General features: G+C 69.9%; 8 protein-coding genes and 1 pseudogene. 2 read left to right on the top strand and 7 right to left on the bottom strand.

Features of this window, described 5'->3' with window-relative positions:
- Nucleotides 1-7 precede the first annotated feature (7 nt).
- From JDV09_RS18225 to JDV09_RS18245, 5 genes are read right to left on the bottom strand one after another with little or no spacing between them, the layout of a single operon-like run.
- Nucleotides 8-1,066, bottom strand: a complete 1,059-nt coding sequence (locus JDV09_RS18225; protein WP_221370555.1) for a zinc-binding metallopeptidase family protein — start codon at nt 1,064-1,066, stop codon at nt 8-10.
- Nucleotides 1,059-1,991 carry a transglutaminase family protein gene (locus JDV09_RS18230; protein WP_221370556.1) on the bottom strand — a complete coding sequence of 311 codons (933 nt, stop codon included), beginning with the start codon at nt 1,989-1,991 and terminating at the stop codon, nt 1,059-1,061. The genes JDV09_RS18225 and JDV09_RS18230 overlap by 8 nt, the downstream gene beginning before the upstream one ends.
- The gene (locus tag JDV09_RS18235) at nt 1,988-4,684 is read right to left on the bottom strand and encodes a circularly permuted type 2 ATP-grasp protein (protein WP_221370557.1); all 2,697 of its coding nucleotides are present in this window, start codon (nt 4,682-4,684) and stop codon (nt 1,988-1,990) included. Before JDV09_RS18235 ends, JDV09_RS18230 begins: the two co-directional genes overlap by 4 nt.
- The gene (locus JDV09_RS18240; RefSeq protein ID WP_221370558.1) at nt 4,684-8,034 is read right to left on the bottom strand and encodes a transglutaminase family protein; all 3,351 of its coding nucleotides are present in this window, start codon (nt 8,032-8,034) and stop codon (nt 4,684-4,686) included. The genes JDV09_RS18235 and JDV09_RS18240 overlap by 1 nt, the downstream gene beginning before the upstream one ends.
- A 43-nt stretch (nt 8,035-8,077) precedes the next feature.
- On the bottom strand, nt 8,078-9,007 hold the full coding sequence (locus JDV09_RS18245) for a DUF389 domain-containing protein (protein WP_221370559.1): 930 nt from the start codon (nt 9,005-9,007) through the stop codon (nt 8,078-8,080).
- A 141-nt stretch (nt 9,008-9,148) separates the two neighbouring features.
- Between JDV09_RS18245 and JDV09_RS18250 the strand changes: the two genes are divergently transcribed.
- Entirely contained in the window at nt 9,149-11,740 is a 2,592-nt protein-coding gene (locus JDV09_RS18250) for a flavin-containing monooxygenase (RefSeq protein WP_221370560.1), read from the top strand.
- A 10-nt stretch (nt 11,741-11,750) separates the two neighbouring features.
- On the opposite strand, the gene JDV09_RS18255 is transcribed toward JDV09_RS18250, so the two are convergent.
- On the bottom strand, nt 11,751-12,194 hold the full coding sequence (locus tag JDV09_RS18255) for a nitroreductase family deazaflavin-dependent oxidoreductase (RefSeq protein ID WP_221370561.1): 444 nt from the start codon (nt 12,192-12,194) through the stop codon (nt 11,751-11,753).
- Nucleotides 12,195-12,335: 141 nt separating this feature from the next.
- Here JDV09_RS18255 and JDV09_RS18260 point away from each other — a divergent pair.
- A pseudogene (locus JDV09_RS18260) lies at nt 12,336-12,502 on the top strand (SDR family NAD(P)-dependent oxidoreductase); the annotation flags it as partial.
- Here JDV09_RS18260 and aspS read toward each other — a convergent pair.
- On the bottom strand, nt 12,499-14,376 hold the full coding sequence (gene aspS, locus JDV09_RS18265; RefSeq protein ID WP_372452961.1) for an aspartate--tRNA ligase: 1,878 nt from the start codon (nt 14,374-14,376) through the stop codon (nt 12,499-12,501). The pseudogene JDV09_RS18260 and the gene aspS sit on opposite strands and share 4 nt — an antisense overlap.
- Nucleotides 14,377-14,437 lie beyond the last annotated feature (61 nt).

The raw sequence follows: 14,437 nt of genomic DNA on the forward strand, positions 1-14,437 counted from the left end.
GCAGTGATCAGGGCGCGGCGGCCGCGGCCAGCCTGGCTGGGCCGGAGGTGACCTCGTCGATGACGACGTGGATGAAGCGCATCTTCTCCAGCACCTTCGGCGGAAGCACGAACGGGTAGAGGTCGTCCTTGCCCATCGAGCGGTTCACCATGTTCAGCCCCCAGGCCAGCGGCAGCCAACGGTCGATGATGGTGTCGAACCCACTGGGGCCCAGCACCCGTCGCTCGAGGTTCGCCCCGGCCGCGGCGAATCCGAACGCGGCTGCGGTGTCCAGCGTGTCGCGGATGTGCAGATAGTGCGCGAACGTCTCGGCCCAGTCCTCGGCCGGGTGCATCGTCGCGTATGAGGACACGTAATCGTCCTCCCAGCCCGCGGGCGCACCCTGGCTGTAGTGCCGGTCCAGCTCCGCCTGGTAGTCGGTGTAAGGATCGCCGAACAGGCTGTTGAACCGCGCCAGGTAGTCCGGGGACGGGCCGATCAGGCGGTAGAAGTAGTAGTGCCCTATCTCGTGGCGAAAATGGCCCAGCAGGGTCCGGTAGGGCTCGTCCATCGAGGTGCGCAACTGCTCGCGGTGCACGTCGTCGCCCTCGGCCAGATCCAGGGTGATCACGCCGTTGTGGTGTCCGGTGAAGACCTTCTCGGACTGGCTGGACAGCAGGTCGAACGCCAACCCGTAATCCGGGTCGACATCGCGGCCCACGATCGGCAGCTTGAGGTCGCAGAGTTCGACGATCAGCCGGCGTTTGGCCTGCTCGGCCGTCGCGAACGCCTGCAGCGCCTCGGTATCGGCGTCGTCGGGCCGGGTGCGCGTCAGCGCACACGACACGCACAGCAGCGGTACCGGCGACTTCTGCACCAGCCAGTTGCATTCGGCCAGATGCAGATTGGCGCACAGCTGGAAGTCGCTCTCGTCCACCGCTCCGGCGTGTTCGCTCTCGCCGGGCGGGGCGATCACCAGAAGCGCCATGCCGTCCAGCGAGAACCCCAGCGCGCTGCCGCAGTTCAGGCACACCGAGTTCTCGAACGCCAACCGCTGGCCGCAGTTGGGACACATGAAGTCACGCATCCAGCAGCCCCCCCTCGTACGGCGCGACGTCGACCGAGACGTCGATGACGCTGCTCTCCGAGTCGGTGTAGATGATGCCGCGCAGCGGCGGGACATCGGCGTAGTCGCGCCCGAAACCCACCGTGACATAGCGTTCGTCGACCATCTGGTCGTTGGTCGGGTCCAGCCCCAGCCACGCGTTCTGCGGGGTCCACACCGCTGCCCAGGCGTGTGTGGCGTCGATGCCCACCATGCGTTCCTTCCCCGGCGGAGGGTCGGTGGCCAGATACCCGGACACGTAGCTGGCCGCCAGACCGTTGGCACGCAGGCAGGCGATCGCCAGCCGCGCGAAGTCCTGACATACCCCTTCCCGGGCCGCCAAAACCTCGCTCACCTGAGTGGACACCGTCGTCGAACCCGACCGGTAGGTGAAGTCGTGGTAGATCCGCGACGTCAGATCGCGCAGCACGTCGATCAGCGGCCTGCCCTCGGCGAAGCTGGGCGCGGCGTACTCCCGCAGCGCATCGGTGATCTCGGGCGGATCCAGATCGAGGGTGAACTCGGTGGCCAGCGCACCCTCGGTGCCCACCGGGCGGGCGATCTCCCACGGCGCGCGTGCCGACGGGCCCTGATAGAGATCCAGCGGCGGCGGGTCCACCTCGACCACCGACCTGCTGGTGATGCTCAGCATCCGGTGCCGCTCGGTCACGTGGAAGTAGGAGCTGATGTTGCCGTAGGCGTCGCGGCTGGTGGAACTGTCCGCGGCCTCGGGCTCGATGGCCAGTTCGTAGAACAGGCAGCGCTGGCGGGCCGAGTCGCGCGGGGTGAGGAAGCCGCGGCCGTAGGAGCTGGTGACGATGTCGGAGTACCGGTAGTGGGTGCGGTGGGTGATCTCGTAACACCGGCTGGAGCCCGAGGTGGTCGGCCCATCCGGAAACGCCGTCACGGCATCACCCGGCGGGCGTCGGGACCCCACAGCGGCTGCATCCCGCCGGGCAGCGACAGGTGGGTGGCGGTGATCACGCCGGAGAGCTCGCGCAGGTCGCGGTTCATGCCGGCGAGCAGGCCGTCGAGTTCGGTCCGCACCCCCTCCGGGCTGACGTCCTCCAGCTCGGCCGGCTCGATGCGCCGCAGCCGGGTGACGATCTCCTCGACCATCCGCTCCGGGCGCGACGATCCCGACGCCCCGGGCAGCGCCTTGAGGTTGGCCCGCAGCCGTTCCAGCTGATAGGCCAGCGACCGCGGATTCTCCGCGTCGAAGAGCACCAGCTCCGCCACGCCCGTAACACTAATCTTGCCCGGATTGCGCCTGCGGTAGGTCACCAGGGATTCGCACGCCACCAGCGTGGACTCGGTGATGGTCTCCTCGGCGTCGGGGGTGCGCACGGTGGACAGTGTCGCGCGCAGCAGCGCGGTGATCGCCTGGCCACGTTCGATGCGCTTGCCGATGTCCATCATCGTCCAGCCGACATCGCGCACCATCGACTCGGACACCACTCCGGACAGTGCCAGCATGCCCGCCAGGGTCAGGGTGCTCGTCGAGGACAGGAACGCGTCCCCCTCGGCCCGCGACTCCGGCGGGGTTTCCGGAGCGTGCAGCAGCGCCCGCTCCAGCGCGGACAGCACCATCCAGGTGTCGTTGGACATCTGGTCGCGCACCGCCCTGGCGGCCAGGCTGAGCCGCTCGACCGACTGCGCCAACGATCCGGGGCGGTGCCGGTCCGCCGTCAGCGCCCACAGCGTGGTCGGGGCGGTCGCGACCATCTCCGTGTAGTCGAAGCCGGCGCCGGTGTCGGTTCCGGTGATGGTGCCCAGCGCGGTCAGCAGCACCGGAACGCATTCGCTTCCGTCCATCGACTGGCGGTACCGGTACTCGTGGTAGCGCTCGCGGGCCACCGTCAGCAGCCGGGCGGTGTTCTCGGCGCGCTCGGCATAGCGGCCGATCCAGAAGAGGTCGGAAAGCACGCGCGGCGAGCTGATCTCGTGGGTTGGACTCGACGTCGCAAACGCGGGAAGCCGCGCGGCCTCGACCTGGGTGGCCGGCTCGCCCGTGGTGACGGTCGCAACCTTCTCGGCCGTCACCCGCGTCGGGGTGCGCACCCAGATGTCCTTGGCCGCAATGGTGTTGAGGCGGTAAGCGGCGGTGCCCGGCGCCAGCAGATACCCCAGCCCGCCGATCATCGGCGCATACCCGCTGCGCTGGGACACCGTGAACAGCCGCATGCCGACGCTGGACGACGACAGCCCACTGGCCAGGAAATCCGCCGGCGCGGAGGAGAACTCCGGCAGCTCCTGACCCACCCACTGCCACGGCGTCGTCTCGATACGGGCCGCCAGCGTCTGCAGCTGTGCCACCGAGAGCTCGGGTCCGACGATCGCGTCACCGCCGTTCACCGGCCGGATCAACAGCGTGGACAGGTTGGTCAGCAGATGCGAGCGTTCCAGGTCGGTACCGCCCCAGTACAACTGCGCGGTCGGCAACAGCGGGGTCTCGCCGACCAGCTTCTCGGCCAGATCGGGCAGGAACCGCAGGATCCCCGGGCTCTCCAGCACCCCGCTGCCCAGGGTGTTGACCACCGTGACCGCGCCCCGCCGCAGCACCTCCACCAGACCCACCACGCCCAGCCGGGAGTCGGCGCGCAGATCGAGTGGATCGGTGTAGTCGGCGTCGACCCGGCGCAGCACCACGTCCACCCGCTGCAGGGTGCCCATCGAGCGCATCCACAGCTTGCCGTCGCGGACCACCAGGTCGGCGCTCTCGACCAGCGGCAGACCCAGCAGACTGGCCAGGTATGCCTGATCGAACGCGGTCTCGGAATGGATGCCCGGGCTGAGCACCACCACGACGGGCTCCTCGGCCGACTCCGGCGCGGCTTCGATGAGGGCCAGGCGCAGGGCTTGGGCCCACGGCGAGGCCGGCCGCGGGCCGATCTGTTCGTACAGGTCGGGGATCGCGTGCGCGACCACCCGCCGGTCGGCGAGCGCGTAACCCGCACCCGACGGCGCCTGGGTCCAGTCGGCGTTGACGCAGAAGTCACCGGCCGAGCCCCGACTGATGTCACAGCCGTGCAGGAACAGTTGGTGCCGGCCGGGCACCTCGATACCGCGCGCAGACCGCACGTACCCGGGGTGGGAGAACAGCAGCTGCGGCGGTAGCACCCCGCGGGTGATCGAGCGTCGCGGTCCGTACAGGTCGGTGAGCACCGCGTCGAGCAGCCGCGAACGCTGCACCAGGCCGGCTTCCAGCGTGTCCCAATCCGACGCGGAGATGACCAGGGGCAGCGCATCGAGCTGCCAGGGGCCGGGTATCGCGGTGCCGTCGCCGTTGGTGATCGCGTCGCCGCGGTGATCCACCTGGATGTAGGTGATGCCGTCGTTGTCGACCAGGCTGCGCACGGCCGAGCGCAGCCGATCCAGCCCGGCCCGGCCACGTTCCACCACGCAGTCGGCGAGTTCCTGCCACGCCGGGCGCACGTGCCCGGCCTCGTCAACGAACTCGTCGTAGCCGGCTCCGCCCACCGCCGGCTGCAGATCGAACAGCGCCTGCTGGGCCCGCATGGAGCCGTACGGCACCAGCGGGCTGTCGAAATCGGTCGTTCCGACACCGGGTGTTGTCGGACCTGTTGCGGGGAAGGCCATTAGTGCAGAACGGTACGCACTCGCCGCAGATCCAGGATGCCCGGCGCGCCCACATCGGTGGATTGGCGGGCCTGCTTCTCCCGAAGGCCGGAAAGGTCGACCTTGCCCGGGGTGAACCCGGCGGCCTCGAAGCGGCGGCCGCGCCGTGACTCGGCCTCCACCGCATTGACCGGCGGGGTGTCATAGGCCCGGCCGCCCGGGTGCGACACGTGGTAGGTGCAGCCGCCGCGGGACACCCCGCTGGCCGCGTCGATCAGCTCGAACTGCAGCGGACCGTCCACGGTGATCGTCGGATGCAGTGCGCTCGGCGGCTGCCAGGCGCGGTAGCGGACCCCGCCGACCTGGATGTCCGGGTTGTCGGTGGCCAGCAGCGGAACCGGGTGGCCGTTGGCGGTCACGATGTAGCGCTGGCGGTCAGCCCCGACCAGCCGCACCTGCAACCGTTCCACCGACGAGTCGACGTACCGGGCGGTGCCGCCCGCGGTGGACTCCTCACCCAGCACGTTCCACGGCTCGATCGCCCCGCGCAGCTCGATCTCCACGCCGTCGAACACCGCGGTGCCGATCCGCGGAAACCGGAATTCGGTGAACGGGTCCAGCCAGCTGGTGTCGAACTCGATGCCGTGCGCACGCAGGTCGGCGGCGACCTCGGCGATGTCGTGGATGAGGAAGTGCGGCAACAGATACCGGCCGTGCAGGTTGGCGCCGTGCCGGATCAGCGGGGCACGCAGCGGTTCGTCCCAGAACCAGGCCACCAGCGAACGCACCAGCAGCGATTGCACCATCGCCATCTGGTAGTGCGGCGGCATCTCGAATCCGCGCAGTTCCAGCAGGCCGAGCCGGCCCCGCGCACTGTCGGGGCTGTAGAGCTTGTCGATGCAGAACTCGGCACGGTGGGTGTTGCCGGTGATGTCGGTCAGCAGATGGCGCAGTGCCCGGTCGGTGATCCACGGCTTGGGCCCACCCGCGGATTCGGAGAGCCGGGCGATCTCGGCGAACGCGATCTCCAGCTCGTAGACCGAATCCGGGCGGCCTTCGTCGACCCGGGGCGCCTGCGAGGTGGTCCCGATGAAGCGGCCGGCGAACAGATAGGACAGCGACGGGTGGCGCTGCCAGTAGGTCAGCATCGACACCAGCAGATCGGGCCGCCGCAACAGCGGCGAATCGGCGGGGGTGATGCCGCCGAGGGTGATGTGGTTGCCGCCGCCGGTTCCGCCGTGGGTGCCGTCGTAGTCGAACGACTCGGTGGACAGGCGGGCCAGCCGGGCCTCGTCGTAGAGCGTCTTGAGCTGGTCACGCTGCTCGGCGAAGCTGGCGCTGGGCGCCACGTTGACCTCGATGACACCGGGATCGGGCGTGATCGTCATCGACCCCAGCCGCGGATCCGACGGCGGTCCGTAGCCCTCGATGACCAACGGGGCGCCGATCGCGGCCGCGGCCGCCTCGATCCGGGCGATCAGGTCGATGAAGTGCTCGAGCTCGTCGGTGGGCGGCAGGAACACGTAGAGCAGCCCGTCACGGATCTCGGCGACCAGCGCTGTCGTCGGGGTCCACTCGCCTTCGTCCTCGACGACCGCTTCGGCGGCCGCGGCGGGCGCCGCCGACGACACCCCACCGGAACCACCGGTGCGCAGTGCCGGGCGCGGCCGGATCGGGTCCGCGTCGTAGGTCGGCTTGGGCGGCTTCCAGCTGATCGAGTTCAGCGGCAGCCGCAGCCCGGCCGGTGAGTCACCGTCGAGCAGCACGATGCGGCCACGGCGCAGCTTCCAGTCCGCGCTGGCCCAGCCGGATTCGTCCTCGCGGCGGTGCAGCGGCAACACGTGGGCGGCCGGTTCGACGACGGGCGTGTCCAGGCGCGCGAGCATCTCGGCGCGCGCATCCGGGCTGTCGTCCTCGAGGTCGTCGGCGGTCGTGACCGGGTGCCCGTCGGGTTGACGCACCGAGGTGGCCAGCCGGCCCAGCGCGTCCTCGTAGGCGGGCCGCACCTGGGTCGGCGGAAGGCCCAGCCCGTCGGCGATCGCGCCGAGCAACTGCCGGCCGGCGTCGGGCGCCAGCGCGGCGGTGTTCGGGTGTTCGGGCCAGGGGTCGGCGAGCAGCGACTCGTCGGACCACAGCGGCTCGCCGTCGGTGCGCCAGTACAACCCGATCTGCCAGCGCGGCAACGGCTCCCCGGGATACCACTTGCCCTGGCTGCGCTGTACCAGGCCGTGCGGGGCCCACACCTTCTTCAGCCGCGCGGTCAGCGCCGAAGCCCGCTCACGCTTGTGCGGACCGTCGGCGTCGGTCGTCCACTCCGGGTCGACCTGGTTGTCGATGGACACGAAGGTCGGCTCGCCGCCGACCGTGAGCCGGACGTCGCCGGCCGCCAGTCGTTCGTCGACCCGCTCGCCGAGCGCGTTGATCGCCTCCCAGGATTCCTCGGTGTAGGGCAGCGTGACCCGGGGATCCTCGTGCACCCGGGTGACCACGTTGCTGAACTCGAGGGTGGTCTCGGCCTTGCCGGTGGCGCCGGTGATCGGAGCGGCGGACTCCGGGTGCGGGGTGGCCGCCAGCGGGATGTGCCCCTCGCCGGCGAAGAGGCCCGAGGTGGGATCCAGGCCGATCCAGCCGGCGCCGGGGATGTACACCTCGGTCCACGCGTGCAGGTCGGTGAAATCGGCCGCAGGTCCGGACGGACCGTCCAGCGCCTCCACGTCGGACGTCAGCTGGACCAGGTAGCCGGACACGAACCGGGCCGCCAGACCCATCTGGCGCAGGACGGAGACCAGCAGCCAGGCCGAGTCGCGGCACGAGCCGATCCCGCTCCGCAGCGTGAAGTCCGGGGTCTGCACGCCGGGCTCCATGCGCAGGCTGTAGCCGACGTCGGAGTTCACGGCGTGGTTGAGCGCCACCAGGAAGTCGATGGTGCGGGTGCCGGGCGCGACGGAGAAGTTCTTGACCCAGGCGTCGGCCAGGTCGCCGGGCCCGCTGCCCTCGTCGCCCTCGTCGACCGGCCGCAGGTAGGGCTCGAGGTCGTCGAGCAGGTTCTTGGGATAGGTGAACGGGAAGGTCTCGGCGTACTCCTCGATGAAGAAGTCGAAGGGGTTGATGACCTTCAGGTCGGCGATCAGGCCCACGGTGATCGACAGCTTGCGCGTCCGGCTCGGGAAGACCAGCCGGGCCAGGAAGTTGCCGAACGCGTCCTGCTGCCAGTTGACGAAGTGATCGGCGGGTTCGACCTGCATCGAATAGGCCTCGATCGGGGTGCGCGAGTGCGGTGCGGGGCGCAGCCGCACGACGTGCGGATAGATTTCGACGAGGCGGTCGAACGTGTAGCTGGTGCGGTGCTCCAGCGCCACCTTGATACCCATAACGGTAAATCCCATCACACCGGCGACGCCGGTGCAGATCGCATCAGGTCGCCGCCGGTCGCGGCGTGTCGTGACGACTCGGACGTAGCGCCAGGACCAGCACCCCGGCCAGCACGATGCCCACCACGTTGACCGCCAACTGGGCGGCCGAACGGGCCGCGATACCGAAGTCCCCGAGGATCGCGGCCACCACCGCGAAGCCCGCGGCGGGCACGGTGGTGACCGAGATGAACACGCCGACCAGCGAGGCCGATTTCGACGACACCAGCGACAGCATGCCCGCGGCTCCGGCCAGCAGCGCGACGACGAACGAGATCGGCCCCACCCGGAAGATGAAGTTCACCTGGTTGATGTGGGCGACGGTGTCCAGACTGAGCCAGCCGGCCGCCACCGTGGCGACCGTCACCACCGCGGTGATCCCCATCGCGACCGGGAACCCGACCAGCAGCGCGGTCGCGGCGCGCCGGGCCAGCCGGCCGCGCCGCTGCACGATCGCCACCGACAGCGCGGCCAGCGGGCCGAACTCGGGTCCGACGATCATCGCGCCGACGACGGTGACCATCGAATCGGTGACCGCACCGATCGCGGCCAGCAGGCAGGCCAGTGTCAGGAACATCACGAAAGTCACCGACAGCGTGGACTCGTCCCGCGTGCGGGCGATCAGCTCGTCCCACACCAGCGCATCCGCCGGCTCACCCTCGGCTTCGTCCTGGGCCAGGTGCGCCTGGCTCGACAGCACCGTGTCCAGGACCGCCAGCGTGATGGCGCCACAGTGCTGCACGTCCAGATCCTTGAGCGCCTGAACCAGATCGTTGACCGACTCCCGGGCGACGTCGGCGGTGATCTCGTCGCCCGCCGGCTCCAGCGCGGCACCGGGATGCAGCACGATGTCGGTGACGCCGGCCTGGTCGCGCAGCACCGCGAGCACCTCCCTGCGGATGCCCTCGGGAGCGATCACGCGCACGTGCAGCACAAGCGAACACTAGCCGCGCCGCCGCAAAGTGGGGGCTGTCACGCACCGAGCTCGACGAGTTCTCCGCCGAACTGGCATTCCGGCAGATCTCTACTCGCAGTTTCGCAGCCGGAATGCCAGTTCGGCGAGCAAGATGGGTTGATGTCAGAGGGTGGCCGCGTCGACGTCGACGTCGACGTCGTGGTCGTCGGGGCGGGGTTCGCCGGCCTCTACGCCGCCCACCGGCTCCGGGAGTCGAACCTCTCGATGCGCGGTTTCGAGGCCGGCGAGGACGTCGGCGGCACGTGGTACTGGAACCGCTACCCCGGGGCGCGCGTGGACATCCCCAGCATCGACTACATGTACAGCTTCGACCCGGATTGGTCGACGGACTGGCAGTGGTCGGAGAAGTACGCGACCCAGCCCGAGATCCTGCGCTACCTCGGCCACGTCGCCGACAAGCATGATCTGCGACGCGACTTCCGCTTCTCGACGCGCGTCGTGCGGGCCACCTGGGACGAGGACGCGTCGGTGTGGCAGGTGCGCACCGAGGGTGGCGACGACGTGGTGTGCCGGTTCCTGATCATGGCGACCGGATGCCTGTCGACGCCCAAGGAGCCCGACATCGACGGTGTGGCCCGGTTCGCCGGCGAGACGTACTACACCAGCCGATGGCCGCACGAGCCCGTCGACTTCACCGGCAAGCGGGTCGCCGTCATCGGCACCGGGTCCTCGGGCATCCAGTCGATCCCACTCATCGCCGCGCAGGCCGAGCAGGTGGTGGTGTTCCAGCGAACGCCGTGCTTTTCGATCCCGGCCCACAACGGCCCGATCGCTGCGGACAAGCTCGCCCGGCTCGCCGACGAACCGGCCTACCGCCAGTCGGCCAAGGAATCCCCAGGCGGGGTGCCGGTGGAGCGCACCGTCACCCCGGCGTTCTCGGTGTCCGCCGAGGAACGCCGGCAGCGCTACGAACGCGGCTGGGAACTCGGCGAACTGCTGGAGATTCTCAACCTCTACGCCGATGTGATGAGCAACCCGGCGGCCAACGAGGACTTCGCCGAGTTCGTCCGAGGCAAGATCCGCGCCGCCGTGCACGATCCGCAGACGGCGACGGCCCTGTGCCCGACGGACTATCCGATCGGCGCGAAACGGCTCTGCCTGGACACCGACTATTTCGCCACGTTCAACCTGCCCCACGTGCGGCTGGTCGACCTGCGCCGTCAGCCACTGGTGGGTATCACCGAGACCGGGATCGACACGGTCGGCGAGTCTTTCGAGGTCGACGCGATCGTGTTCGCCACCGGATTCGACGCGATGACCGGGGCGCTGACGGCCGTCGACGTCGTCGGCAGCGACGGGCTCACGCTGAAGGACAAGTGGCTCGCAGGCCCGTCCACCTACCTCGGGCTGACCACGACGGGCTTCCCCAACCTGTTTCTCATCACCGGCCCCAACAGCCCGTCCGTACTGTCGAACATGGCCGTGTCGATCGAGCAGCACGTCGACTTCGTCACCGGCATCCTGACCCATCTGCGCACCCATGGCTTCGACCGGATCGAACCCACCGATCAGGCCGAAGCGGGGTGGATGCAGCACTGCGCCGACGCCTCGTCGATAACGCTCTTCCCCCAAGCGAACTCGTGGTACATGGGCGCCAACGTGCCGGGCAAGCCACGGGTCTTCATGGCCTACACGGCCGGGGTCGACTTCTACCGGGCGGTCTGCGACGAGGTGGTCGCCCGGGACTACCTGGGCTTCCGGCTGGCCGGCCCCGGCGGGACCCGGTGCAGCGAAGGTGTGGTGCGCCGCCTGCAGCCCGACGTGCAGATGGTGCTGGCCGAGGTCGAGGCCATGAACCTGCCGCCGCTGGAATCGCTGTCCGCCGACGACGCGCGTGCGACCTACCTGGCGATGGGGGCGGCCCTGCCGCCGGGCCCCGATGTCGGCGAGGTCGTCGACGGCACCCTGCCCGGCCCGGCGGGTCCGTTGAGCTATCGCCTGTACCGGCCTGCCACCGCGGGACCGCACCCGGTCGTCGTGTACTTCCACGGTGGCGGGTGGGTGCTGGGCTCCCCGACATCGGATGACGCCCTCTGCCGCGACCTGTGCACACGCGCCGACGCGATCATCGTCTCGGTGGACTACCGGCACGCTCCCGAACACCGCTTCCCGGCCGCCGTCGAGGACGGCCTGGCCGCGGTGCGATGGATCGGCGAGCACGCCACCGAACTGGGCGGGGCGGCCGGGCACCTGGCGGTGGCCGGGTGGAGCGCCGGGGGCAACATCGCTGCGGTGGTGTGCCGGCTCGTGCGCGACACGGGCGGTCCGGAGATCCTCGGCCAGGCACTCCTGACCCCCGCGGTGGACACCGACATGTCGCGGGACTCCTATCTCGACAACGGCGACGGTTACCGCCTGACCACGCCGCTGGTCCGCTGGTTCTACGACCACTACGCGCCCGGCGTCGACCCAGCCGATCCCCGCCTGGCCCCGTTGCGCGCCGGCGATCTGTCCCGGCTGCCGCCGGCGCTCGTGGTCACGGCGGAATTCGATCCGCTGCGCGACGAGGGTGAGCTATACGCGCAGGCACTCTCGGACGCGGGGGTTCCGACCGAACTCATCAGCGCTCGTGGCCACGTTCACACGTCACTGACGATGGTCGGGGTTGTGGTCTCCGGCGAGCCGGTCCGCGCGCGGCTCGCCGAATGGCTGAGCACGATCGTCCGCGACATCGGGTCGCGCGTCGGCTGACGCGCGCCGATCAGGCGCGGATCAGCTCGAAGAGCGGGATGGGCCGCGTCGTTTTGGCCTGGTACTCGGCGAACATCGGAGCCAACGCGGTCAACTTCGGATAGGTCGCGTCACGCTCGGCCTCGGGCAGTTCGCGTGCGGTGACGTCGTAGGCATCGGCGCCGACCTCGATGTGCGCCCGCGGATCGGCGCGCAGGTTGTGCACCCAGGCCGGGTTCTTCGGCGCACCCGCGTAGGACCCGACGATCAGCATCTTGTCGTCGACGGTCAGGTAGGCCAGCGGAGAGAGCCGCGGCTCACCCGACCTGGCGCCGGTGGTGTGCAGCAGCAACAGCGTGGCTCCCTCGAACGGCCCGCCGACCTTGCCGCCGTTGGCCCGGAACTCCTCGACGATGCCGCGGTTCATGTCCTGCAGCGCCGCGGTGTCGACGACCAGCCTGTCCTTGTCAGTCATGCCACCCATAAGTTCCCCCTGCGGTCGAGTTATTCCGCCGGTGGGCACCGGGGTGACAATCGGGGCGTCCGAATCGTGGTCACCGGAGGCAACAGCGGCGTCGGCACCGCGACCGCGGCGGCCAAGGGGATTTCCGGTGATGTCGAGGTGGACCTGCCCAGCGGAACGTATCTGGCGCCGCCGTTCAGCCAGTGGGGCCGGCCGAAGGTGACCAGGCCACGCCCCAAGGCCTCGACCCCGTGACGGCGCGCCGGCTGTGGCAGGTCTCGGCGGAGTTGACCGGCTGCGACTGGACGAGCGGCAGCTAGCCGGCCTCGGGTTTCGCATCGATTCCGGATTCCTTGCGCTGCTGCGGCGTGATCGGTGTCGGCGCGTCGGTCAGCGGGTCGACGCCGCCGCCGGACTTGGGGAACGCGATCACCTCGCGGATCGAGTCCACCCCGGCCAGCAGCGCGACGATGCGGTCCCAGCCGAAGGCGATACCGCCGTGCGGGGGTGCGCCGAAGCTGAACGCGTCCAACAGGAATCCGAACTTGTCCTGGGCCTCGTCGTGGTCGATGCCCATCATCGCGAACACCCGCTCCTGCACCTCGCGGCGGTGGATACGGATCGACCCGCCGCCGATCTCGTTGCCGTTGCAGACGATGTCGTAGGCGTTGGCCAGCGCCGAGCCCGGGTCGGTGTCGAAGGTGGCCTCCGATTCCGGCTGCGGGGAGGTGAACGCGTGGTGCACGGCGGTCCAGGCGCCGGAGCCGAGAACCACATCGCCGGCCGCGGTGACGTCGTCGGTCGCCTCGAACAGCGGCCAGTCCACCACCCAGGTGAACGCCCACTCGTCCGGGTCGATCAGGTCCAGGCGCTTGGCGATCTCGATGCGGGTGGCCCCCAGCAGTGCTCGGGCACCCTTGGCGGCGCCGGCCGCGAAGAAGACGCAATCCCCCGGACCGGCGCCGACATGGGCCGCCAGACCGCCGCGCTCGGCGTCGGAAAGGTTCTTGGCGACCGGCCCGCCGAGTTCGCCGTCATCGCCGATCAGCACGTAGGCCAGGCCCTTGTGCCCGCGCTGCTTGGCGAACTCCTGCCAGCCGTCCAGTGTGCGCCGCGGCTGTGAGGCGCCGCCGGGCATGACGACGGCGCCGACGTAGGGCGCCTGGAACACCCGGAACGAGGTGTCGGCGAAGTAGTCGGTGCACTCGACCAACTCGACCCCGAAGCGCAGGTCGGGCTTGTCGGAGCCGAACCGGCGCATCGCCTCTTCATGGCCGATTCGTGGCAGCGGCAGGGGCAGGTCGTAGCCGATCAGCCCCCACAGCGCCTTGAGGATCTGCTCGGACACCGCGATGACGTCGTCGGCCTCGACGAAGCTCATCTCCATGTCCAGCTGGGTGAACTCCGGCTGCCGGTCGGCGCGGAAATCCTCGTCGCGGTAGCACCGTGCGATCTGGTAGTAGCGCTCCATGCCCGCCACCATCAGCAGCTGCTTGAACAGCTGCGGGCTCTGTGGCAGCGCGTAGAACGTGCCGGGCCGCAGCCGCGCGGGCACCAGGAAGTCGCGCGCCCCCTCCGGGGTGGAGCGGGTCAGGGTCGGCGTCTCGATCTCGACGAAGTCGTGCTCGGCGAGGACCCCGCGCGCGGCCGCGTTCACCTTGGAACGCAGCCGGATCGCATGTCCCGGGCCCTCGCGGCGCAGATCCAGATAGCGGTGCTTGAGGCGGGCCTCCTCCCCGGCGGTCTCGTCGAGCTGGAACGGCAGCGGCGCGCTCTCCCCCAGCACCGTCAGCTCCGTCGCGTTGACCTCGATGCCGCCGGTGGGGATGTCGGGGTTCTCGTTGCCCTCGGGCCGGATCTCGACGACGCCGGTGACGGCGACACAGAACTCCGAGCGCAGCCGGTGCGCCCGGTCCAGCACGTCACCCTCGCGGAACACCACCTGCGCCACACTGGGCCCGTTTCCCGGGTCGCTGCGCTCCTGCCCTCCGGCGCCGTTTCCCGGGTCGCTGCGCTCCTGCCCTCCGGCGCCATTTCCCGGGTCGCTGCGCTCCTGCCCTCCGGTGCCGCCGTCGCGGAGGTCGATGAAGATGACGCCGCCGTGGTCACGACGGCGCGCCACCCACCCGGCCAGCGTCACCGTCTGGCCGGCATCGGCGGCGCGCAACGAACCGGCGGTGCGGGTGCGCAGCACGAAGTACTCCTCGAGGTCGGGTGTCAAACGACTGCTCAGTCTAAGGGGCGGCGGGGAACGC

This window comes from Mycolicibacterium xanthum (assembly GCF_019710635.1).
Lineage (GTDB): Bacteria > Actinomycetota > Actinomycetes > Mycobacteriales > Mycobacteriaceae > Mycobacterium > Mycobacterium xanthum.

What these genes read in the sequence shown, in the direction of transcription:
- JDV09_RS18225 (WP_221370555.1), bottom strand. Translation starts at nt 1,066, where the DNA reads ATGCGTGACTTCATGTGTCCCAACTGCGGCCAGCGGTTGGCGTTCGAG.
- JDV09_RS18235 (WP_221370557.1), bottom strand. Translation starts at nt 4,684, where the DNA reads ATGGCCTTCCCCGCAACAGGTCCGACAACACCCGGTGTCGGAACGACC.
- JDV09_RS18240 (WP_221370558.1), bottom strand. Translation starts at nt 8,034, where the DNA reads ATGGGTATCAAGGTGGCGCTGGAGCACCGCACCAGCTACACGTTCGAC.
- JDV09_RS18250 (WP_221370560.1), top strand. Translation starts at nt 9,149, where the DNA reads ATGTCAGAGGGTGGCCGCGTCGACGTCGACGTCGACGTCGTGGTCGTC.
- JDV09_RS18255 (WP_221370561.1), bottom strand. Translation starts at nt 12,194, where the DNA reads ATGACTGACAAGGACAGGCTGGTCGTCGACACCGCGGCGCTGCAGGAC.